14 protein-coding genes are annotated in these 23671 nt (G+C 56.6%); 9 read left to right on the top strand and 5 right to left on the bottom strand.

What is annotated here, in order from left to right; all coding sequences use genetic code 11:
• Window positions 1–7: 7 nt before the first annotated feature.
• Both VH413_09895 and VH413_09900 read right to left on the bottom strand, forming a co-directional pair.
• Complete coding sequence (locus VH413_09895; protein ID HEX3799000.1) at window positions 8–1549, bottom strand: putative porin; 1542 nt, start codon at window positions 1547–1549, stop codon at window positions 8–10.
• Window positions 1550–1739: 190 nt separating this feature from the next.
• Window positions 1740–2942 carry a hypothetical protein gene (locus VH413_09900; GenBank protein ID HEX3799001.1) on the bottom strand — a complete coding sequence of 401 codons (1203 nt, stop codon included), beginning with the start codon at window positions 2940–2942 and terminating at the stop codon, window positions 1740–1742.
• A 395-nt stretch (window positions 2943–3337) separates the two neighbouring features.
• Between VH413_09900 and VH413_09905 the strand changes: the two genes are divergently transcribed.
• The 3 genes from VH413_09905 (at window position 3338) to VH413_09915 (ending at window position 6160) form a co-directional block, all read left to right on the top strand.
• Window positions 3338–4024 carry a PEP-CTERM sorting domain-containing protein gene (locus VH413_09905; GenBank protein HEX3799002.1) on the top strand — a complete coding sequence of 229 codons (687 nt, stop codon included), beginning with the start codon at window positions 3338–3340 and terminating at the stop codon, window positions 4022–4024.
• Window positions 4025–4095: 71 nt separating this feature from the next.
• Complete coding sequence (locus VH413_09910) at window positions 4096–5244, top strand: hypothetical protein (protein HEX3799003.1); 1149 nt, start codon at window positions 4096–4098, stop codon at window positions 5242–5244.
• Between the two features lie 97 nt (window positions 5245–5341).
• Window positions 5342–6160, top strand: a complete 819-nt coding sequence (locus tag VH413_09915; GenBank protein HEX3799004.1) for a hypothetical protein — start codon at window positions 5342–5344, stop codon at window positions 6158–6160.
• Window positions 6161–6172: 12 nt separating this feature from the next.
• On the opposite strand, the gene VH413_09920 is transcribed toward VH413_09915, so the two are convergent.
• Complete coding sequence (locus tag VH413_09920) at window positions 6173–7114, bottom strand: tetratricopeptide repeat protein (protein ID HEX3799005.1); 942 nt, start codon at window positions 7112–7114, stop codon at window positions 6173–6175.
• A 275-nt stretch (window positions 7115–7389) separates the two neighbouring features.
• Between VH413_09920 and VH413_09925 the strand changes: the two genes are divergently transcribed.
• Entirely contained in the window at window positions 7390–8286 is an 897-nt protein-coding gene (locus VH413_09925; GenBank protein HEX3799006.1) for a hypothetical protein, read from the top strand.
• Between the two features lie 640 nt (window positions 8287–8926).
• Here VH413_09925 and VH413_09930 read toward each other — a convergent pair.
• Together VH413_09930 and VH413_09935 are read right to left on the bottom strand one after the other, a co-directional pair.
• On the bottom strand, window positions 8927–13171 hold the full coding sequence (locus tag VH413_09930) for a filamentous hemagglutinin N-terminal domain-containing protein (protein HEX3799007.1): 4245 nt from the start codon (window positions 13169–13171) through the stop codon (window positions 8927–8929).
• 80 nt (window positions 13172–13251) lie between these two features.
• A complete protein-coding gene (locus VH413_09935; GenBank protein ID HEX3799008.1) occupies window positions 13252–15531 on the bottom strand; it encodes a POTRA domain-containing protein in 2280 nt (759 codons plus the stop codon).
• Between the two features lie 294 nt (window positions 15532–15825).
• Between VH413_09935 and VH413_09940 the strand changes: the two genes are divergently transcribed.
• The 5 genes from VH413_09940 (at window position 15826) to VH413_09960 (ending at window position 23669) form a co-directional block, all read left to right on the top strand.
• Window positions 15826–16716 carry a helix-turn-helix transcriptional regulator gene (locus tag VH413_09940; GenBank protein ID HEX3799009.1) on the top strand — a complete coding sequence of 297 codons (891 nt, stop codon included), beginning with the start codon at window positions 15826–15828 and terminating at the stop codon, window positions 16714–16716.
• Between the two features lie 281 nt (window positions 16717–16997).
• Entirely contained in the window at window positions 16998–18395 is a 1398-nt protein-coding gene (locus tag VH413_09945) for a sugar transferase (protein ID HEX3799010.1), read from the top strand.
• 243 nt (window positions 18396–18638) lie between these two features.
• Window positions 18639–20777 (top strand): AAA family ATPase, encoded by a 2139-nt coding sequence (locus VH413_09950; GenBank protein HEX3799011.1) that lies wholly within the window; start codon window positions 18639–18641, stop codon window positions 20775–20777.
• Window positions 20778–20847: 70 nt separating this feature from the next.
• The gene (locus VH413_09955) at window positions 20848–22197 is read left to right on the top strand and encodes an endo-1,3-alpha-glucanase family glycosylhydrolase (GenBank protein ID HEX3799012.1); all 1350 of its coding nucleotides are present in this window, start codon (window positions 20848–20850) and stop codon (window positions 22195–22197) included.
• A 98-nt stretch (window positions 22198–22295) separates the two neighbouring features.
• Window positions 22296–23669, top strand: a complete 1374-nt coding sequence (locus tag VH413_09960; protein ID HEX3799013.1) for an oligosaccharide flippase family protein — start codon at window positions 22296–22298, stop codon at window positions 23667–23669.
• Window positions 23670–23671: the final 2 nt, after the last annotated feature.

Genomic DNA, 23671 nt, shown 5'->3' on the forward strand with positions numbered 1-23671 from the left:
GTGCGCGTTAAAAGCGCAAAGCGAGATCGAACTGCAGCAGATTATATTCGTGGATCGCGTTGATCTGCGGAACGTCTTGGTTGCTTCCGCCGGTGCCGAGCTTGTCGTTGATGCGATGTGCGTAACCGTAACGGACAGTGCCGATGATATTATCGGTGAAACCGTACGCGAACGCGGCGTACAGACCTTCCATATTTGCGCGGCCTTCGAAGAAGTCGGAGTCGAGCAGGTTGGGGTCGAGCGCGTATTGTTCGACGTGCTGCCAAAATGCGCGCGCCTCCCAGCCGTGCTTTCGCGAAGTGGTGTTGTACACCATGCCGAGACTGTCTTTGTTGCCGACGGCCAGACCCACTTGATAGGCGTGGTTGTCGTCTGTCTGGGGCGAGGGAATCGGTGTGATGAACGAGTTGGCGAGCAAAGGAGAATTGAGCGCGTTGAACGCGGCGGTGGCGCGCGCGGAGCCATCGAGGTTTTGCGCGTAATCACCGAAGAGCCGGATGTCGTGATTTTCCATGTGGTAATTCAATTCCCAGGGAATTTCGATGATGGACAGGTCATTGATACCAGTTTGATTGGCGGCAAAACCGTCAAACTGCCCGTTAGGAAATCCGCTGAACGACGCGGGCACACCGTTGACGCCGGCCGATGAGCCTTGGCCGATGAATGTGCCGTTGAAATCCGGCGTGAGAGTGCCCACCGCGCTGTCCTCGCCGTGCGTGGTGTAATTATAAAACACGGGCGCGACCTTGAAGGAGAGTTTCTTGGTGATGTGATAATTGACTCCCGCCTGCCACGCGAGCAGGAATGCGGGATTGGCGGAAGTGTAAGTGATATTGAAAAATCCCGGCGATGCGGAAACGGGATTGACGTCCTGATAGATGAATTGACCGAACGTCGCAAATAAATCGGCCTCGCCCACGGTATATTTGAACCGCTCGGCAACGCCTTCCGGAAGGTAATCGGAGTCCCACACCATCGAAGTGGTGTAAAGCGGATTGGGCATCTTGCCGACCGTGAGGTCAAACCAATTCAAGCCGCGCCAACCCAAATAAATTTGACCGACATTCAAACCCGCATTGCCTTTTCCAAACGGCCCCTGATAAGGCGAACTGCTGGAGGACGTGCCAAAAGTGACCCACGGCGAACGCGGATTGGCGGAAGTCTCGAGGCGGACTCCATAATAAAAATCGTCAAAGGCTTCGCCGCGCACGCCGACGCGCACCGCATAACGAAAACGGTCCAGAGCAATCTTGCCGCCCTGGGGATCGTGCGCTTCACGGTCTTCGTAACGCACGCGCAGATCGCCAAAGAGTTCGATGCTCTTGATGCCGGTATTGATCTTCCACTTGGAAGATTCCATCACCGGCATGTTGGTCTGGCTGGCATCGGCATCGGCCTTGATAGACTTGGCTTCGTCCTCGGTTAAAATACCTTTTTTGATCAACGCATTGAGCAGCGGGTCGGAACTCTCCGCGCGGGCGCCACCGGCCAGGAGCAGAGCGGCGAAAATTCCTGTGGTTCGCATCGTCCAGCCACTGCACTTTTTCAAAATCGTTTTGTTTGCTTGGCTCTTCATCAGTTGGTCTCCCGTCAGTTTCGTGAGTCGGCAACGCTAGGAACGCCTTGTGACGGTATGGCAGCCATCTTGTTACGTTTGGGTGACAAGTGGAAAGGAAAAACCAGATTTGCCTATGGAAATTTAAGCGGCTGCGATTAGCAAGCGGGTGCGAGCATGGAAATCACCAACGGCGGACGCGATAAAATCGCCCGGCATTGTTGGTTGCCGACGGGTCGGAAAAAGTTTGCAGACCGCCGGTTCCGGCGACCAAAGGCAGGCCCGTCCATGAAGGTGCGGCAAGCGAAGGAGTATATTCCAGGCGATAAACATGGCCGTTGCGCGTGGGAATCGCGACTGTGAAACCATTGGTCGAAGTTTGTGGCGTCACAAACTTTGCACTGGTAACGGGCGGCGCGCTGCCGGTGATCACGAGGCTGTTGACGTTGCCACCGGCGATTTGAACGACGTTGGTGAGATGGGCAGGCACGATGTTTTGCTGGTTGTCCACATATACATTGGTTCCGGTGCCTGCGCCCCAGGCAACGACCGTGCCGTCACTTTTAAGCGCCAGATTATGCCAGCCACCCGAGGCGATCGCGATGACATTACTTAGCTCGGTTGGAACATTCGTCTCGCCATACAGGTTCAATCCCCAAGCCACGATTGAGCCATCCGCCCGCAACACGACCGTGTGCGCCGCGCCGGCTGAAATGGCCACGACATTGGAGAGGCCCGGTGGCACGGCAAGCTGGCCGCTGTCGCTGCGGCCCCAGGTGCGGATGGTTCCATCGGCCAAAAGCGCGACGTTGTGCCAGCCACCAGCAGCGATCTGCACCACATTGGAAAGGCCCAGCGGCACGATGGTTTGTCCATAGTCAGGATCCTGGCCAACATTGGCGACATTCGTGCCCGGTCCCCACACGACGACAGTTCCATCCGATTTCAACGCAAGGCTGTGATAAAATCCACCGGAGATTTCCACGACATTCGTCAAGCCAGACGGCACATCAATTTGCCCAAAGGAATCATCACCCACGGCCACAACCGTTCCGTCTGAGAACAAAGCCAGGCTATGTTGCCGCCCACAGGCGACGGAGATGTAATTCGTATCCTGGAAAAAATCTAAAACCCCAAAACCATCCGTCCCCCAGTCAGCCAGCGTGCCATCGGCATTGAGGGCGAGACCTTGAAGCAAACCGCCCGCGACCATCACGGCATTGGTGACATCTGCCGGCACGATGGATTGGCCGTAATTATTAATTCCCGAAGTGGTCGTGCCCGCCCCCCACGCGATGACCGCAGCCCGCGCTCCCGGCATGGCGGCCATCGTCAGGGTTAAAAATAATACGACGCCGCAAAAAAACCTTTGACCGCGAAAATTCATAAATAATCTTTCCAGCTCTGTTAATGCCGAGGGCATTCCGTAAATATTATCGTCGCCCAGCCGCACACAAGATTTTTCATGTTACTTTTCGGCTACAGAGCAGAAAAACTCGGAACCTCAAAAATTATTTCCCCACCGCGCAAAGATTTTTTCGTTACCATCCTGCGACAACCTGCAACGATTGCGCGCATTCCCGCGCACTCAAATACATAAGATTCTTTCCATAAGTAACATACATCAAAAATCGTCGGTTCTTAAAACAGACGTCGCGTGTCCTGAAGCAGGAAGCGGTTGTGGGAACATTCTCCTAAAGTGAGCACCGTTAATCCACAGCACATTGAGTGGCTTAGCACCAAACAACAAACTCGAACTCGGAATCAACAAACCAATATAATATGAAACAATTCACCAAATTGGCGATGGTTGCCGCCTCGGCCCTCACGGTCGTCGCTTCTGCCAGCGCTGCTACTTACAATGGCGACCTCATCGTCGGCTTCACCACCGCCAGCGGCAATGACCTCGTTTATGACCTCGGCAGCGAACCCTCGCTGGTCAACGGCGAAACCTGGAACCTCAACTCCCTCCTCGGCAGCAGCTTGAACACCTCCTCCGTCAACTGGGGTGTCATCGGCAGCAATCCTGTCGGCGGCGTGAATACCACCTTCAGCACCACGGCCAGCATGGACTTGGTTCCCAACACTGTCCCCCGCACTGGTTATACCGGGATTCGCAACGCTGTCGCTTCTGTCTATAGCTTGATGCCGGCCGCCGGCCAGGGCAACTCCGAGATGATCGCTGCCACGGGCACGACCAGTTGGAATACCGAAACTCTCAACCCGCAGATCCCGGGCGACTACAAAAACGCCTATGGCGATCCCAACAGCGTCGGTTACACCACCGAAGTTCTTTGGGGCGCGGATAATGCCAGCGATGCTCCCGTCCAAATCGGCACCTTCTCCTTCGACAACACCGGCACGCTGACCTTTGATTCGGTCTCCGTTCCTGAACCTTCCACCTACGGTCTGTTCGCGGGCGTCGGCCTCCTGGCTATCTCGCTCCGCCGCCAGTTTGCCAAAGCTTAATCGTTTTACCTCACTCAACACCAAACAACAAAAAATAAATAAAAATGAAAATCAATAAATTCGCTCTTGCTATGGCACTCGGAATGAGTGCGGTCACCCTGGCCAGCGCTCAGACGGTTTATCTCACCGGTTCCACGGCTTTCCGCGGAAACGTGTTCACCGCTCTGTCCACCGACAACATTGTGTTCCATCCGGCTCCTGCGGTCACCACCTACGGCGGCAAAGGCAGCGGCTCGACCTTCATGGCGTTCGTCGGCACCCCCAAGGGCGGCAGCGGAACCTTGACGGTTCTCTGCGACTGGTCTGGCTCGGAAGCGGGCATCTCGGACGTCGCCACTCCTGGCGGCGCTTCCGAAGCATTCCCCAACCCTCCTTATGACGGCCTGAACGACGCCGGCAATCCTACCACCTTCACCCACGCTGTTGATATCGCGATGGCGGACAACAACACTCAGTTCTCCCGCATCTACGGCTTCCTCCCGAATCCTCCCGCCGCTCTCACCAGCAAGACTGAAGTCGGCATTGTGACCTTCAAATGGGTGCGCAATAAAGGCCTCTGGACCGGCAGCAACGTGACGGATTCCCAAATCCGCCAGGCCCTGAATCTCGGCGGCGTGCAAGCTGTGTTCTCCGGCAATTCCGCGGACAACAACAACTTCGTGTATGTCTCCGGCCGTGACAACTCGTCGGGAACCCGCGTCAATGCCTTCGGTAACACCGAATTCGGCATTTTCGGTGTCCCTTCGCAGATTGAAATCAGCACCGGCGGCGCCATGCAGGACCTCAATCCCCCGAATGGCACTTACTTCGGTGACTTCGGCTTCAGCAGCGGCGGAACCTTGGCTGGCACGATGGGCGCTGACACGACCACCGCGACCGACCAGATCTTCGGTGGCACGGGCTTCTCGGTCATCGCTTACCTCGGTGTGAGTGATGCCGCCACGGCCCTTACCGCTGGCGCAACGGAATTGTCCTACAACGGCGTTCCCTTCAGCGTGGCGAATGTCGAAGAAGGAACCTACACCTTCTGGGGCAACGAATACATCTGCGAAAAGAACGGCGCGGTCGCTCCTGCTACCACCGTTTTCAGTCAGTTGGCTGGCGCTACCGGCATCGCTTCCACCATCCCGGTCGGCGGTGGCTCGACCCCAAGCGCTCTGCGTTTGACGGACATGCACACCAGCCGCCCTGGCCCGACGGGCGATCCTGCTCACAACTAATTTAGTTAGTTGTCTGTTCCAACCGGCGTGGATGACCTCCACGCCGGTCTCGCTTTTGGTCGTCCCAAAAAAATTGAGTTATATTTGCTGGTAACACATGAAAGCGGCCTTGAAGATTTCCCTCCTGCTTAACGCCGGCCTGCTGGGCGCCTTGTTTTTTGCGCTGAACCGCGGCCAGAAATTGCCACCCACCGCTGCAAATGAACCTTCTGTCCCCGCTTCGTCTTCACTTGATTCCGCCACTCCCACAACCGTTGTAGTAACTAATCTGGTCGAAAAACCTTTTCGCTGGAGCCAGCTCGAATCTTCCGATTATCGCGTTTACATCAAAAATTTGCGCGCCATCGGCTGTCCGGAACCAACCGTGTGCGACCTCGTGACTGCCGACGTGGACAGCCTCTTTGGCGAAAAATCCCGCGGCTTGGAAAAAAAAATCGCCGATCTGGCCAATGGCCCTCTGTCCGAACGATTGGCTTCCGAACCCGCTTTAAAAGCCGAACTCCTGAACCTGCCGCAGGAACAGGCCAGCCTTATCGCCTCGTTGCTGGGCATCGCGCCACCGGCCAATGTCGTCAGTATTGCTGACGCGCCAGTTCCAGTTGCGCGCGCGCGCGTCGCTCCGCAAGTCGCCCAACCCCTTTCGATGCCGCTGGTTTTTGCCGATGTGGATCTGAGTGCGCTGCATCTCGACGATGCTCGCGTTCAAGTGATCAATAACCTGCGCCAGCAATTTCTGGACGAAGTGGGCGCCAATACCAATGCGGACCCCAATGATCCGGCTTATCTCGAGCGCTGGCGCAAAGCCCAGCCGGAAGCCGACCAGATGCTGCGCGGCATGATCGGCATCAATGCCTATCAGGCTTACGATCTGGCCGCCCATGCGAGCTGGCAACATTTGGCCAGCGTGGCTCAATAGTTTATCCGGCGCTTATTTCGCTCCGGGCGCCGATACCCGCGCCACGATTTTCGCCTTGCGCCATTCTTGCGCCTGCTTGGTGGCTTCAGCGATTTGTTCGGGCGTCAATAAACCAGTCTTCGCATTGATGGCCGTCTGGCCGGACATATCCCTGAGATAATGATTCGCCAGCCGTTCACCATCCAAATTGGCGAGATAAAACCATTTGTAGGCTTCGACCGGGTCAGCCGCCACGCCCGATCCCTCCAGATACAAGCGGCCAAGATTCATTTGCGCTTTGCCGTCCAGCTTGTCGGCTCCCTCCTGGTAGCACTGCCTCGCGCGGGCTAAATCCTGCGGGATTTCCGGCGGCGCGCCGTGCTCATAAATGTAACCCATGCCATTCGCCGCGCCAGCCTGCCCATCAGCAAACGCTTTTCCGTACCAATTCAGCGCTGCCTGGCAATCTATCGGAACCCCCGTGCCGTTGAGGTAAATATCAGCCACGGCAAATTCCGCGTCCGACTGATGTTGCTCAGCGGATTTCTTGTACCACTTAAGCGACTCCTGCGGGTCCGCCGGAACGCCGCGTCCTTCGGCGTAAATTCTTCCCATGCTAAACTGCGCTAAAGGATCGCCGTGATCGGCTGCCTTGCGATACCACGAAGCCGCGATCTCAAAATCCTGCTTCACGCCGCGGCCCTTGGCGTAATAAGAACCCAGGTCATTTTCCGCAAAGGCAAAACCCTTCTCGGCCGACCGCGTCATGTAATCCACCGCCTTGGCTTGATCCGGCGGCACGCCGGTGCCTTTGGCGTAATGCACCGCCAGGAAATAAAGCGCCGAGGCGTCGCCGTTGGTCGCCGCGCTTTGGGCGGTTTCAATCGTGAATTTGTCCTCCGCGTGAATGCCTTGCACCGCGCAAAAGCAGGCGCAACCGATCGCGAGCCACAGAGTCCGAGCATTTATCTTCATGGTGGAATGGTTATTACCAGTCTCCTGCCGCTATTGTCATGTTACGAATTTTGAAAATAAATGGCGGGACCGTTAAGAACCTGTGGCGGAGTGTCAGATGGCGATTTTCACCGCCCTGCTATCCAATCGAAATCGTCAAAAAGGCCAATCATTTCAGGCCGAAAACCTCCCTGCTGGAAAATCATCAGCCCATGTCCTCAAAATGCATCCGATGTCGTTTAGTTTGCTCAAGTCCGTATCGCCAAGCCAGCCCGCTCTGTCAAAATATCCGCTCAATGACGAATGAAACCAACCTACCACGCCGAACCATGAAACATTTTCTCAAGACCCTGCTCGTGACCGCCGCCGTTGCTGTATTGTCTATTGGCTCCCTTCAGGCACAAAGCACTTCCACCAAGTATGACGGCGATTTGCTGATCGGCTTCACTGCCGAGACGGGCAATGATTTGATTTACGATTTGGGTCCGGCATCCGCGCTCAGTGACGGCAAGACGTGGAACCTGAGTTCGTTGCTTTCCATTTATGACCTGACCACCGTGCAATGGGGTGTGGTCGGTTCAACGAACCTGGTCACGGCCAACGCCACCAACAAAGCCTCCTACATCACCGTTGCGCCTGGATTTACGCCTGACCAGATACCCAACCGCTCCGCGTTTCTCTCCATCAGCAATTCCATCGTCGGCATGTACCAGCTTTTTCCTGCTGCTGGCGCTGGACAATCCCTCTCCGTCAGTTCCATTTCTTCGGAAAGCTGGAATGAACAAACCATTAATGGTTCGCAGCCTACCGATTATCACAATCTCTATGATAACCCCAATGTCACCGGCAATACCTCGGCCAGCCTCTTCGTGGTAGGCACCAATTCCGCGCCGGTATTGGTCGGCGGATTAGCCCTCGGACTGAACGGAGTCCTCACTTTCCGGCAGCCCGGTTCTACACCTCCCACCGCGCCGCTCCTGGGCCTGGCTCGCGTCGGCAACGTCAACACGATTTCGTTCACCGCAACCAGCACCGCCACCTACAACCTGGTTTTCACCAACCTGTCCGGCATCAATACCCCGCGCAGCACCTGGTTCCCGCTGGCCAGCCCGATCACCGGCATGAGCGGAACCACCACCTTCACCGATACCACCACCGACACCAATCGTATCTACAGCGTCAGCGCCCACTGATGCCTGGCAAATAAGAACAAAAAGTTTCCCCAACCTTTCTTAACCCAAAGGCCGGCCGCAAAGCCGGCCTTTATTCTTTTCAAGACACAGTCTGCCGCCAATCCCAATAAGGGAGGGCGAGCGTACCCGCGAGCCGTAACTAAAAAAATACCCACGCCCCCGTAAGCCGCACGATTGAACCTAAACTATTCTTCTTCTCCCTCTCCTCCAATTCAGTTGCAAGAGAGGCGGAGTGAGCTTGCGCTCATTGAGAAAAACCATAGCGTCAGTCTATGGCGCCAATTCCAAGAAAGGGAGGGCGAGCGTACCCGCGAGCCGTAACTAAAAAAAATACCCTCACCCCCCGCGAGCCGCACGATCAAACCTAAACTATTCTTCTTCTCCCTCTTCTGCAATTCAGTTGCAGGAGAAGCGGAGTGAGCTTGCGCTCATTGAGAAAACTATAGCGTCAGTCTATGGCGTCAATTCCAAGAAAGGGAGGGCGAGCGTACCCGCGAGCCGTGACTAAAAAAAACCCTCACCCTCCGCGAGCCGCACGATTGAACTAAACTATTCTTCTCCCTCTCCGCCGCCGCCAGCGGGGGAGAGGGCCGGGGAGAGGTGGTCCCCTCATCCTCCCCCACGCACCCTCAAATTCATTTTACTGTGGCGGCAAAATAACCGTCACCCGGCTAACCCACCGGGCGAGCACAGGCAATTTCCTCTTCTTCAAATCATCATCGCTGGAAGTCGTGTCGGCCGTCGCCGTCGTTTGATCCTTGGCATCCGCCGTCGCCGTGCCCGCGGCAGATTGCGCCGTGCTGGTCGCCGCCGCCGTGGTTCCCAGCGTGGATTGCGCCGCCCCGCCGTTGACGGAAACATTTTGGCCCAGGACACTCGCCGAAACATTCGCTCCACCTACGCTCGCTCCGCTGATGCCGATCACCGTTCCCGAAACACTTCCCCCCGCCGCCACCGTGGCCGATCCCGCTGAGAGCAGTGTGCCGCTGAAACTGCCGGTCGTATTTATCGTTGAGTTCTGGCTGGAGATGATTGTTCCCCCGACGTTGCCTTGGGCAGTGATATTCACCGTGCCGCCGATTAGCCCGGAAGTCCCAAGATCAATATTCCCTGGAATGGCGGGAGTGTCGCCCATCGCCGGTGTGCCCGCCACTAAAGTGATCGTCGGGCCGCCAGCGACGTCGCCGCCCAAAGCCAACTGCAAAATTCCCGCCGTATCGCCATGGATATTCCCGCGCGGTGTCTCCACAGTGATGTCGCCCGGCAGTGAGACCCCGCCTTGCGCGCTCAAACTGTCCGGCAGGGAGGTGGCCACAATGCCGCTGCCATATATCTGATCGGAAATGCTGTTGGGCGTGCCGCTTGAATCTTTGGAGACCAATGGCACATACACGTAGTTATTACCGCCGCTACCCACCTCCACATCGCCGTGGGTCGAGGTCACACTGACGGCGCCACCGTTATACGCCGCGATGCGCGAACCGTTGATGTTCACATCACCAAAAGCCGACACACTCACGTCACTGTGTCCGCTGGTAAAAATGCCGTAGGCCAGTTGCGTGCCGGTCGTAATAAAAAAGTCCTGCGAACCTAAATCCAATTCACCTCCGGTGCTGGTCACATTCACGTCACCGCCATACGTCGAAGCAATGCGCGAAGTCAGCATGGACAAATTACCGGTGACCGTCACATCCACCTCCGCGCCCACGGGCGTGTAAGGCGTCAACGTCGAATAATCCACGCCGCTCGCCTGCGTGCCGTTGCCGATCCCCCACGACATGATTCCCGGCGAATCGCCCAGTTCAATGGAACCGGCGTTGATCGTGAAAGTTCCCGGACCGCCGATTTGAAAGCCCGATGCCGGCGTCGTCGGCACTTTCGAACTGTCCGTCACCAACTGGGAAATCACCGAGCCCGGCACGAACGTATAAGTCATCGTCTCTAGCTTGCCGTCGGTTGTGAAAAGCGGATTGCCGTTGGCGTCAATTTTCAGCACGGTAAAAGATCCGTTTTCCAGCGCCATGATTTGTGACGCGCTCAGCACGGAAAGATTGCCGTTGAAACCGATGCGCTGGCTGCCCGAGGTTGGATCGTAAATGAACCCTGGGTTCGCTCCCAGCGCGTAACGCGATTGCACCTGGGGAAACAAAAGGTAACTCGCGCGCAACACATCCTTCAGCGCCGCCGTCGAGGTAAACGTATTGACGTTCAAATTCATCACGCTCGGATCCACCGCCAGTTCAAACACCGAGTCCCACATCAAGGGCTGAAGCGGATTGGCGCTGATGATCGCCGAGTCCAGGTTTTCAAAAGTAAGGCTGGGCGTATTATAAATTTGCCCGTGGACAGTGACAATCGTGTTGTCGCCGGTGTGCAGGTTTTCCCCGATGAAACTCGAGTTGTTCATGTCTCCATCCACCGTCAACACCGTTTCTTTGTCCGTGTAAAAAGTGATGTTGTCCGCGTCGCCCGCCACCGTGATCTCCACCGGCTGCTTGTTGTTCAACTGCGGTGGCGTTGCCGCATGGTCATTGGAGAGGAACGCGCCGTCGGTCCATTGCGTAGCGCCGCTGTCGGACATCTCGAGATAATTATTATTGCCCTGGATGCTCCCGCCGCTCTTGACGTTGATGTTCAAATTTCCGTCTGCCGAAGGAAATAAAATCACCGGCACATCCAGCGTGAGCCCCGACGAACTCGCCGGCCCACCCATCAAACCCGTTTCAATCGTCAAGCTCGGCGGAAAAATCACCGGCACCGGGGCCTCTGACGGACGCGGCCCGCCGCCCGTGATCTCAACAAACAAACCCGCCTCCAAATCCACCGACGCCGTCGGCGTATAATCAAAATTATGATAACTGACAAACGTGCCTGCCGCACCGCTGTCATTGAAAATGCCGTTCGGATTGCGCACCTCGCGCAAATAAATATATCCCTTCGGCGCATTGACCGTCCAACTGCCATTGACCAGGCTCAAATCAAAATCCCCATTCTTCGTCACCGGCGCGCCAATATTCCCCCCCGTGGACGTGATCATCCCCGTGCCATTGGCCACGACATAATGACCAGAAATACTCTGCCCCGCCGTGATCGTCACGTTCCCGCCGCCAAAAGCCCCCGTGCCCGCGTCCGAACGCGAAACACTGTTGTCATAATCCGCCTGCGTCGGCAAATAACTGGCCACCGACCCGTTGATCGCGTCAATCGTCACGCTGCCACCCGCCGCCGTGCTGATCCCGCCCAGCGTTGGAGAAACCGTATAATAAGGCGGCGGCGCCACCGTGCCGCGGTTGCGGACGCTGGTGAAAACAAATCCCGCCGGGTCAATGCCCGTATTCACATTGCCAAAATCCGCCGTCACATTGATCGCTCCGCCCCCAAGCGTGCGAATGGCCCCCGTATTCACCAGCACGTCATTGGCAGAGTTAAGAGTGATGCTGCCGTTTTGCGTTTGTAGAAACCCGCTGCCATTCAAATAAATTCCATCCGTATTAGCCGTCGTGGGGCGCGACGTAAGGTTCTGCGGCCCCGCCGTAAAATCAAAACTCCAATTATTCCCCGCCTGAATCCCCGCCTTGTCATCCACCACAATACTTCCCCCCGCCGTCAACGTCAGGCTCGCCGTCGGGTCCTTGCTCGCCGGCAAGATCCAGTCCGTAGCCACCTCAATCCCATCTGAAGCGCTCAACGAAATGTGCGATAGCGAACCCGAACTGATCAACGTGTTCAGCGAATTGACATTGAGCGTCAGCGTCGTGGCGCTGCCGCTGCTCGGCGGATCGTCAGCGTTCACCGTGCCGCTGGAATTATCCCCCGTGGACGACAACTTGATTTCCTGCGGATCAATGAACATCGTCGCCGCCAGAAAACCATTCGCCGCCTCCCCGTGGATTTGCGTTTGCAAGTCATCGAACTGCTGCGCGGAAATTTCAATATGCCCGCCGTCGCCGCCCTGCGCGCCGCCCGAAACCTCAATCCTCGAAGTCGCGCTATCGGAATATTGATTGGCCGATTGCAGCGTCACACTCCCGGCATCGCTCACGCCCTGCGTGTCGCCCTTGGCCGAAATCACCGAGCCCGAACCTATATTGAGACTGTCGCTGGCCACCAATTCAATCACCCCATTGACCTCGCGCACCGAATTGGCTTGCACCAACCCGCCCTGATTCACGACTTGCGCGCGCATCTCGATCGTCCCCGCGTCAGCGATAAGTTTCCCTTGGTTGTCCACCGAGCCTTGGGGAAGTGTGACCGTCGCCGAAAGCCCACGCCCATCCGGTCGCTCCGAGAGCATCACCTGTTGCCCCGCGTAAAGCCCGATGTTCCCCTGCGGCGCGGAAATGCTGCCGTAATTTTCAATCTTATCGGCAATCAGAAAAGCCGGGCAACCCGTCCCCACATTGATCTGCCCATAATTAATAATGCTCGCGGTCGGCGGCGGCGCGCTGAACGACCAGGCTCCGCCATCGGAAAGATCGGGCATGGGAATCGGCGACGTCGTCATCATCAAACCATGCGTCGTGATCGAAGCCTGCCCGCCGATATAAAAACCCGCTTGGTTTTGCAAAATCACGTAACCATTGGCATTCAGCGAACCCAGAATCTGCGAAGGATTGGAATCATGGATTTGGTTCCACACCACGGACGAACTGGAAGGCTGCACGAACGTCGTCGTCTCGCCCAAACCGATGTTGAAGGATTGCCAGTTGATGAACGCGTGGTCGGATGTCTGGATCGTCAGCTTGGAACCCGAAGTGTTAAACGTCGCCGAACCTTGCGCCACCGAGCCGCCAACTGGATTCGCCTGCGCCGGACGACCCGCGAAACCGCAGATCACGGCCACACCGAATATTCCGGGCCATCGGCGCAATGAACGAGTGGACATAAAAATAAAATTCCTGCGCAAAAAATTTAAGTCTCCGTCAACCCCGCCGCAATGCGATTGCTGTGACATTTGGGTTACAATCAAAACTGTGCCGTCAACGCGAAATTGAAGAACGGCTGATACGGCGAGATCGTGCCTGCGCGCAGCAACGGCAGGCTGAACAAAAACCGCGCTTCCCACGCCGAGCCCAGCGCCGCCGCCGCGCCAAAGCCCGTGCCCCAAAGCGGCGTGCTTTCATTCCTGCCCTGCGGATCGAGCAAATAAGTGTCCGCATAATCCACATAGACCGAGCCGCGCACCACCAGCGGATATTTTCCGTTGATCGTGCCGACCACGTGCGGCGGCGTTTTTTGTTCCAACGTCAAATGCCAGCCGGTATCGCCAAAAATTTCGCCTTCATGATAACCGCGCACACTGCCCACGCCGCCCGCGCCAAATTGCTCGTTGCTGAGCAACGGTTCGTTGGCCCACTGTCCATCCGCGCGAAAGCCCAGCTTCCATTGCTTGAAGATTTCCTGCTCGCGCGAAAAACTCGCCGTGACGATATGATACGAACCATCCGCCTCGGTCGAACCCGCGGCATTTTGGAATTTCGTTTTGCTATCCGAAAAACCCGACGTCAAAAAATTCACCGAATAACCAATGCCGAAGGCAGTCACGCCGTGATCATCGCGCCGGTTGGCATCCCAGCGGATCGTAAAGGGCAGGTAATCCACCGGCCTATAAGTTTTTGGAACCGGCGAAGCAATCACGCTGACGATGGGCGGATTAGGCGCGCCGTTGGGTTGAATGGTCGTCAGCGACGTCTCAAAATTATTCGTCTTGTTGCTCGTCAGATTGTAATCCTTGTAATCGAAGCCGGCCGCCAGCACGGAACTGATCTCATGAAATTCCGGCAGCGGCATATTGAGCCGGAAACCCACACCATTATTTACTGTGACATCCTGCTGCACGTCATTTTCATCAATCGAAATAACTCCCGGAATGCTGGTGAGATTGTGCGTGCCAAGATTTTGGATGCCCGTGTCAATCGTCGAACGGCTGGCAAAGATATTCAGCTCGGGCACGCCTGAAGCCGGCGGCAGCACGAACTTCCTCGTGCCTTCATTATACCCGAACGACCCCGGCTCGCTCGCAATCTGTTCCGAAATCGAATCCGGATAACCCAGCGGCAGTCGGTAAAATCCGCTGAAGTTTGCGACCAGTGGTTTGTCATAAAACGACCATTGATCCGATCGCTTATAATCTTCCGGTGAAAAGCTGTACTGCAAACCCAGCGATTCGTCCAACTGCCAAAGGTTGTTGAACACCGCCGAACTGTTCACACGCAAGTCAGGTGTGCCCGGCGAACTTTCATTGTTCAATTCCGTCTTGGCATGTAATGGCAAACGGTCCTTCACCACCAGGCGCAGGAGGGACGTGCCCGGTTCCGCGCCGGGCGCGAGTTGCGGATAAATTTGCCGATCTTGATTCGCGTTGGCGCGATCCAACTCGGCCTGAAAAACCGGCCGCAACAAAATGATATTCGTGTGCAAACTCGGCAACGCGCGCATCACATTGTTCGAACTGAAATAACGATTCTGCGTCACCCGGATTTCCGACAGCCGCCCCTCGAACACCCGGATCTTCACTGTCCCGTTGGTGATCTGCTGCGGTGGCAGCGTGACGTTGACCGTGGGATAACCGCGATCGCGATATTCCTTTTGCAGATCGGACGCCGCCGCGATGATGTCGTTGAGCGACACATTAGTGCCCGTGCCTTTGGCCAGGATGTTTAATAATGTATTGGTCGAGAGCAGCGTGTCGCCCCGCACCTCGTAGGTATGCACATTGAAACGCGGCACGTCGTTCGTTTTGGCGGGCGCGTTATTTGTGCCCCCGGCGCCGGTTTCAGCCATCTCCACGTTCGTCACCACCGCCAGGGATTTTCCCGAAATCAAAACCTGCGGAAACACGCCTTCATAAACATTCATCGTGACCACGCCGTTGGTGATGCGCTCGCGGGCGAGAGACACGTTGACATCCGGATAACCGTGCTGTTGAAAGCGGGTGAGCACCTCCGATGCGGCCTGCACGATTTGTCCCAGGCTGACGTTCGTCCCCATGTAATTGGTCAAAATAAGCGGGGGCGCATTGGAAAAAATTTTCGCACTGTAACGGACCTCGTAATCGTGAACTTCAAAAAAAGGCCCGGCATTGAGCGCCACCGAATCCGGCTGCGGCACTGAATTAGTGGAACCAGATGCGGAATCCGCCGCCTGCGTCCGCGCGCAAAGCAACAGGCAGGCGCACGCGAAGAACACGCGCCACACCTGCGCCGTACATAAATTGGCCCTTTGCCGGGCTCCAGGAATCATCATCGTAACTCCGCCACACTGGTCGGTTTCGGAGCGCGAAGCCTGCGAGATGATTATTACGAAGAGTTGGCGGATGTGTGACAAATGGGAAACGAAACCGGATTGGCATATCTCGTATTCCCTTGTTTTTTCCTGCGCCTTCGCCGCCGAACTATTTTCACAAATGTAATCGGACCGACATCTGTCTGTAATTCGCTGCGCCTATCTATGCTCCTCCGTGCGCGAAGTCGAAAATTTTTTGAAACTCATTTCGTGATTTTAAGTTTGGCTGATCTTCGACCGGAGCGCCGTGATAAAATGAAAAAAACCGTTGCTGCAAAATTTCGGGTCGAAGATTTTTCTGAACCGCATCTGGTTCTTTGCGAAATTGTGCTGGCCTCGGGCTCCGAGTGGACCCCACAACTCCCTGGCTGGATGGTCATCCATGTCTCCTCCGGCGTGGGCTACTGGCTGCATCCGCGGATGAACCGCGAACTGCCGACGGGCGCAGTGGTCGTGCATTCCGACCAGGTGCGCGGCTCCATTCGCGCCAGCCAGGTCGGCGAACTGCGCCTTGATTTTTTCCGCGTCGAGCCTGCCAAGCTCACGGGCATGGTCACCATGTCCGACCAGCGGCTGCTGCAAAGCGCCGCCGGTGATGAAAAACTTTCCCTGCGCGTCGTGCCGCCCAACCCGGTTTTTTCCGAGACGCTCAAGAAATTAAATGCCGCCGAACTCGGCAACCGTTTTCCGGTGCGCGCCCAGTTGCTGCTCTTGTTCCTCGAAGTCTTTGGCGGCGATTTCGAACAATCGCGCCTGGAATCGCGCGCCGGTTTCGATGCCAGCGTGCGGTTGCGCCAGATGCTCAACCAAATGTCCGCTTCGGAACTCATGGAGATGAGTTTCTCTGAACTCGTCAGCAAGACCGGCTGCTCGGCGCGGCACGTCAGCCGTTTATTTACTGAGATGGTCGGCGTGTCGTTCCGCGAGAAACAGGTCGAGTTGCGCCTGGCGCGCGCGTGCGAACTGCTGGCCACCACGGATTATAAAGTCGTGGATGTCGCGCTCGAAAGCGGCTATCAGTCCACCAGTCTTTTCAATCTCATTTTCAAACAGCGTTTCAACATCAGCCCCGCAAAATGGCGCGATCGTGTGCAACGCCGCAAGCCCGCGCGCGAATCCGTTCGCCGCCTTCATGCCGCCGCGTGATTCGGTTTTGCACAAATATTTTTCAACTGGCCGTAAAATTTTTTCACCCCTTCAAAAAAACCAACGCCGCTTTTTTCCACTGACATGTCACTCATTTTTCTCCATTCGTCACAACCGTCACCGCGCGTGACCATAAAGTAACACGCGCCATCTTTACCCTCGCGCGCACGAAAGCTATGTTTCGGCAGCTTTGAGAAACGAAAACCGATTTTGTTCCCGAGTATATAGAAAGATTAGATCGTCCGGCGTTGTGTGATCGCGCCCGCGCTTCATTTATCATCATGGTCAGCCATCGTTCCATAGGCATTCGCAGTTCGGCATTAGCTTGCCAGATGTTGCTCGTGACTTGCAGCTTTTGGGGTTGGTTCCTGATCTGGCAATCTTCCTTCGTCTGGGATGTTGGAGCGCTCAAGGGCTATCTCCTTTACAACGAATTTTTATTGATCGGCATTCTGTTCAGCGGCGAACGCAAGCGCGAGGCGACCGGGCAGCATCACGAATGGGTGAGTGCCATCCGTCAGAGTTTTCGCCAGACGCTCGTCGGAATTTTTTGCGTGTTCATGGTCGTCTTTGCGCGGCAGGACGCGGCGGTTTCACGCTCCTTTTTCTTCAGCTACATTCCGTGGCTGTATCTCACCCTGATTTTTTCCAGATATTTTATCCCGCGTTATCTCGGCAAGTGGGCCTTCTCGGGCGACCGCGAAGAACGCGTGGCCCTGGCCGGCACCGGCGAACAGGCCGCCCGGCTCGCGCCGTGGCTCGAGCAAAAAAGTTTTGTCGGCCTGCGCACGATCGGCTTGATCTGCCCGCAATCTTCAACTTCGATCGCCTCGCCGTATCCGGTCCTCGGTACGATTGACCACATGAAGGAAATTCTCGCGGACAGTTCCATCACGCAGGTGATCGTGCTCGACCTTTCCCTGGGCAGCGCCTGGATCCGGCAAATGACTCATCTCTGCGAAGACGCCGCCGTCCGCCTGCTTGCAGTCAACGATCTCAACGCCTACTTCAACCACACCACCACGGTCTTTGAAGACGATGGCATCCGGTTCATCGGCCTGCGCGAGGAACCGCTGGAAAGCCCGATGAATCGTCTGTTCAAGCGCATCCTGGATTTGGCTGTGGCGCTGCCGGTGGTCGTGCTTATTCTGCCTTTCGTCACCGCGCTCGTGTGGTGTCTCCATCGGCTGCAATCGCCCGGGCCGGTTTTTTTTCGCCAGGTGCGCACCGGCATGATGGGCCGCCCTTTCGGCATGTATAAATACCGCACCATGCACGTTCACAAAGGAGATGAAAATAAACAGGCCTCCAAAAACGACCCGCGCATCTTCTCCGCGGGGGCATGGCTGCGCCGTTTCAGCGTGGATGAAATTCCCCAGTTCCTCAATGTCGTCCTCGGCGACATGAGCGTGGTGGGGCCGCGTCCGCATTTGCCGAAGCACGAGGAACTGTTCGCCAGGGTGATGAGCCGTTACTTCATCCGCAAATTCATCCGCCCGGGCCTCACCGGCTGGGCGCAGGTCAGCGGCTTTCGCGGCGAGATCCATTGCGAAGGCGACATCCAGAAACGCGTGGAGGCCGATATTTATTATTTGGAAAACTGGTCGTTCAGCCTGGATTGCCTGATCATCCTTCGAACGATCAAACACTGCATCTTTCCGCCGCGCAGCGCCTACTAGAAAGTTTACGCATTTGCCACAGAACTGTCATGCGGACGACATGAGCGCGGGGGAAGATGTTCGTCCGGTCGCGCCGCGTCGCCGCAAAGCATTGCGAGAGTATTTGCGAAGCGTCGCCGCGGTCACCGGCTGGGCAAAATAACCGGGCAGGGCAATCCGCCGGTTGAGTAGATAAGCGGCCGTTGGAAATGGTTTTGACAATACATCGTCAAAAGCCAGGGGCGGTAGCTTGTTTAAAAGAGCGTGGCTGAAAAAACTATTATTTTACCGTCCCATACTTCGAATGGGAACGGGAATGGCAACGGGTCGGGCGCAAACTACCGCCTGACACTCATGGCCCCCAAGCGGCGCTACCTCTCCTACCTTCGCGAGCGTTGGTGGGTGATTATGGTGTGCATCGCCCTGACCGTGAGCGCGCTTTTCGTTTACGAAACCGTGCGCGGCGAAAAAGTCTTGTCCTACGCGCAGCTCTACGCCAGCGCCGAAATGCAAGTGGCCGCCGTGAGTTTCTTCAATGAAGAAGCCTTGACCTATTTCGGCACGCAAATCGAACTGCTTAAAAGCGCGCACCTGCAAAACGCCGCCTACCAGCGAATCGGCTACGTCCCCAAGCCCAATCAGCCGCCGCCCGTGAAGCTCGAAATCATTCAGCCGCTCAAGACTTCCATCCTGGAATTGGAAGCCACCGGCTCCGACCCCGCGATCACGCAAAATTTCCTTCAGGCGCTGATTGACGAGTATCTCAATTATAAAAAAGAAGCGCGCGACACCATCTCGCAGGAAATCATGCAGTCGCTCACCGACCAGATTTCCAAAAAAGAAGACGATCTGAAAAGCGAGCAGGATCAGTGGGCGCATTTTCAAAAATCCAACAACATCGTCGTGTTGGATCAGGAAACTCGGAGCGCCGGCCTGTATCTCGCCGAATTAAATATGCAGTTGGCCAAACTCAAGCTCGACCGCGATCTGCTTGCGCGGGGATTGGACGTCACTCAAATGGATTCTCCAGCCGTAATGAGCGCGCCAGCCGTGACCAACGCAACCGGGAGCATTCCAGCCTACATCTCCACCAATTTTGCCGAACAACTTTCAAGCGACGCCGCGCTCAAATCCGCCAAGGTCCAGCTTGCCGTCACTCGCGGTGAACGCGATCAGACGCTTGCCGAACACGGCGAAACCGCCGCGCACCGTTTGAATGACGAGGTCGCGCGCCTCGAACGCACCGTGCAAATCCTGGAAGAACAAAATCTCGCCGAGCGCAAAGCCACGCTGGAAGATTTGAACAAACGCATCAGTGCCATGGAGACCTCCATTCCCACCTGGGAAGCCAAGGTGCTCGACATGAACGACCGCCTCTCCGAAGGCGAGCGCCTCAAAAGCAGTGTGCAACGCGAACAAGGCTATTACGATCACGTATTGTCCACACTCCAGAATGTGGACCTCGGCAAGAACGTGCAGACCGAGCGCCTCGCCGTCCTCCAACGCGCCACGTCCCCCGAACCCGTGAAACGCCACTTGATAATCTGGTTCGCGCTCGCCGTGATCGGGGGATTTTTCATGGCCCTGGGTCTGGTCTTCTGCTGGTATTTGCTCGATGACCGTTTTGTTTCCGTCCGCGATATCAAGGAGCAGTACGGCGAAATGGTGCTCGGCCTCGTCCCGCAAATTCGCGTGCCGAAATCCAGGCCGCACCAGGCCTTGCTCGAACACGGTGACCGGCGTCACACCTACGCCGAGTCCTATCGCCACTTGCGCTCGGCCATTTTATTTTCGTCCTTTGGCGAAGGCCGTCCGCAAACGCTTCTCGTCACCAGTTCCGCGCCCGGCGAAGGCAAAACGACCATCGCTCTCAACCTTGCCCGCTTGCTCGCCCGTAGCGGCCTGCGCGTCGTGCTGGTGGATGCCGATGCGCGCCGTCGCGGACTCAGTTCCCTGCTGAATGCGAAAGACCAAACCGGCATGCTCGATTTCCTGCGAGGCGATGCCGACGCCGCGCAAGTGACGCACCCGACCGATACGCCCGGATTATCCTATGTGCCCGTCGGCACGCACAACGAATTGACCGAGGGCGTTTTCCTGCGCCCCCGGCTGGCCGAGTTGCTGCGCGGGTTGCGTGAAGAACGCGACTTCGTGATTTTTGACGGCGCGCCGATTTTGGCGTCGGACGATGCCGCCGTGCTCGTGCCGCTCGTGGACGCCGTGGTGCTCGTGACCCGGCCTTTCTACACCCGCTCGCGCCTCATCCGTCAGGCACTCGATATGCTTTATCAACGCCAGGCCAAGTGCGTGAGTTTCATTCACAACCGCGCCCGTGCGGATGATCTTGCGGGTCATTATGAAATGAATGGAGTTCCAGTCCCGGCGCGAAACGGCGCCGCGTAATGACTGGCTCAAAATCAGGCACGTGTTGTCATCAAAAATAAACTGGCCGCGAGTTTCAAAGAAAAAGTTGATGAACCTGACTACCATTTGGAAGCGTCTTTTTCACTGGGCCGGACTCTTGTGTTTGCTGGCCAAACTGCCGTCGGCATCTGCGGCCGACCCGCACTATGTCTTCGCGCATTACATGGTTTGTTTCGCCACCTACGGCGCCACCGTGGCGGGTTACGAACAGGACATCAAGGATGCCCAGGCCGCGGGCGTGGATGGTTTCGTTTTGGATGTGCCTGAGTGGAACGGTCCGGATACCTATTACAACACCCGCACCGAACAAATTTTCCAGGCCGCCGAAGCGCTCGGCACTCATTTCAAATTGCTCTTCTCAGTGGAAATGACCAACACCGCGGACATCGTCGCCATGCTAGGCACGTATACCGCCCGCTCAAATTATTTCTATTTCCACAACAAAGCCGTCGTCTCCACCTACGGCCAAAACTCGGTGGACTGGGCCAACGGCGTGTTCGCGCCGCTCAGCAAACAGGGCATCAATGTTTTTTTCGTTCCCTATTTCGAGCCCGAACCGATTTCGCACGCGCAGGATTATTCCAATGCCACCAACCTGCTCACGAAATATACAAACATCCTCGACGGCCTGTATTATTTCGCCGCCGGAACCGTGAGCAACATGATCGGCATTAACGACAGTTACAATCAGGCCTGCAAGCAATACGGCAAAATATTCATGGCCGGTTATTCTCCCAGCTATTGGGGCTGCAACCAGCCGCCCACCCGCGGCTACATCGAGGACGACGGCGGCGAAGGAACCGTGTCGCAATGGACGAACATCATCCAGACGCAGCCTGACTGGGTGGAAATCACGACCTGGAATGATTGGGGAGAAAGCACCTACATTTCGCCCATCGCCGACCCAAGCGTTTATTTTCCCGATGTCGCAAGTCCGCGCCGTTATAGTCACGGCGGTTTTCTGGAACTCTCGCGGCGTTACATCGCGTGGTATAAAACCGGCCAGCCGCCGGCAAATAATGCGGACGCGCTGTTTTATTTTTATCGCACGCATTCCACCAATGCGGTCGCTTCCAGCCCAACCGAACTGCCCGTGACCAACTTCAAAGGCGACGTCGCGGACATCATTTACACCACCGTGATCCTTACTGCACCGGCCACATTGCAAATTTCTTCCGGCCCGAAAATGTTCACCAATTCACTTCCAGCGGGCATGACGCATGTTCGCGTGCCCTTCGCGCCGGGCGCGCAAAAATTTTCCGTGACGCGCAACGGCACGCAGGTTCTTTCCGCGCAGGGCCCGGACATCCTTTCAGCCATTCAGGTGTATGATTATTTTCCCGCCAGTGGTTACACCTACGGGCTGCCGGCGCCGTCGAATTTGAGGATCGTTCACTAGACTCGTCCGTCCTCAAAAACGTCTTCGGTTTTTTAATTCTTTTCGGATTCTTTCAACCTTTGTTCACCGCGCGATCAATGCGATCCCATTTCTTTTCAGTGACTCCGCAACGCATCGGTAATTTCGTCATCGCCGCCTCGCCGGAAATGCTGCGCCCTTTCTGGTTGAAATTGCGCGCTTCACCGATTGGAGTGCGCTTGGTGCGCGGCGCGTTTTGGAGCGTCGCGGGAACGATGGTATCGCGCGCGCTGGGATTGCTGGCCTCAATCGCGCTTGCTCGCATCCTTGGCCGCACCGCCTTTGGCGAACTGGGCACGATCCAAAGCACCGCGGGGTTGTTCGGGATTTTTGCCGGGCTGGGACTCGGCATCACCGCGACCAAATACGTGGCGGAACTTCGAGACACCCACGAGCAGCGTTGCGGGCGCGTGATCGGCTTCTGCCTGACCACGGCGATGGCTGGCGGCACTGCGGCGGGGCTCGGTCTTTTGATTTTCGCAAAATGGCTGGCGGCGCACACGCTCGCCGCGCCGCAGCTTGCCGGGGCTTTGCGTTGGAGCGCATTGCTGGTTTTGCTGAGCACCGTGCAGGGCGCTTACCAGGGGGCGCTGGCGGGTTTCGAGGCATTCAAAGGCACGGCCTCGATAAGCTTCTACAGTGGACTTCTAAGTGTGCCCCTTATCGTGGTGGGCGGATGGTTGGCGGGAGTTGAGGGTGCGGTTGGCGGCTTGATTTTGCAGGCGCTCGCGGCGTGCGTATTAAGTCATGCGATGCTCAGGAAAGAAATGGCGCGGGCGCGCATCCCGCTTTCGTTTGCCGTGCACATGGCTGAATGGCGGTTGCTTTGGCGATTCACCGTGCCTGCGTTTCTCTCCGGCATGGCTGCGACGCCTGCTTCGTGGTTTTCGCGCACGCTGCTGGTCAACCAGCCCGGCGGCTATCCCGAAATGGCGATGGTCAGCGCTGCCAATCAATGGATGAATTTGCTGACATTCATTCCCTACATGCTGGGCAGCGTGCTCGTGCCCGTCTTCGCCAATCTCCACGCCACAGGGAAGCAAAAGGAATTCCGCCGCCTGCTGGGATATAACCTGGTGCTGAACGCCAGTGTCACCAGTGCCCTCGCGCTGCCCATCATGCTTTGCGCGCCCATCATCTTGGGATTTTACGGGCCGGGCTTCCGCGACGGCGTGATGATTTTCTGGATCTCCATGATCGTGGCCATCATCACCGCGGTAAACAATCTCTTCTCGCGGGCCATGCAGAGCGCGGGCAAAGCGTGGATTGATTTAAGTTCAAGCGTGCTGTGGGCGATGAGTGTGGTCGCGGGCGGTTGGTTTTTGATTCGTCCGTGCAAAGGCATCGGCCTGGTCGTGACCATGGCGCTGGCGGCATTCGCGCTGGCCATCTGGCAATGGTTCCTGTTGCAGAAAGTTTTTCTGAAGATGAACGGAGCAGCGCATGGTGGTTGATT

This window comes from Verrucomicrobiia bacterium, assembly GCA_036268055.1.
Lineage (GTDB): Bacteria > Verrucomicrobiota > Verrucomicrobiia > Limisphaerales > Pedosphaeraceae > DATAUW01.

Coding starts and splice junctions, on each gene's coding strand:
- VH413_09915 (HEX3799004.1), top strand. CDS start 5,342: ATGAAAGCGGCCTTGAAGATTTCCCTCCTGCTTAACGCCGGCCTGCTG.
- VH413_09935 (HEX3799008.1), bottom strand. CDS start 15,531: ATGATGATTCCTGGAGCCCGGCAAAGGGCCAATTTATGTACGGCGCAG.
- VH413_09945 (HEX3799010.1), top strand. CDS start 16,998: ATGGTCAGCCATCGTTCCATAGGCATTCGCAGTTCGGCATTAGCTTGC.
- VH413_09940 (HEX3799009.1), top strand. CDS start 15,826: ATGAAAAAAACCGTTGCTGCAAAATTTCGGGTCGAAGATTTTTCTGAA.
- VH413_09930 (HEX3799007.1), bottom strand. CDS start 13,171: ATGTCCACTCGTTCATTGCGCCGATGGCCCGGAATATTCGGTGTGGCC.
- VH413_09955 (HEX3799012.1), top strand. CDS start 20,848: ATGAACCTGACTACCATTTGGAAGCGTCTTTTTCACTGGGCCGGACTC.
- VH413_09900 (HEX3799001.1), bottom strand. CDS start 2,942: ATGAATTTTCGCGGTCAAAGGTTTTTTTGCGGCGTCGTATTATTTTTA.
- VH413_09910 (HEX3799003.1), top strand. CDS start 4,096: ATGGCACTCGGAATGAGTGCGGTCACCCTGGCCAGCGCTCAGACGGTT.
- VH413_09925 (HEX3799006.1), top strand. CDS start 7,390: ATGACGAATGAAACCAACCTACCACGCCGAACCATGAAACATTTTCTC.
- VH413_09905 (HEX3799002.1), top strand. CDS start 3,338: ATGAAACAATTCACCAAATTGGCGATGGTTGCCGCCTCGGCCCTCACG.
- VH413_09920 (HEX3799005.1), bottom strand. CDS start 7,114: ATGAAGATAAATGCTCGGACTCTGTGGCTCGCGATCGGTTGCGCCTGC.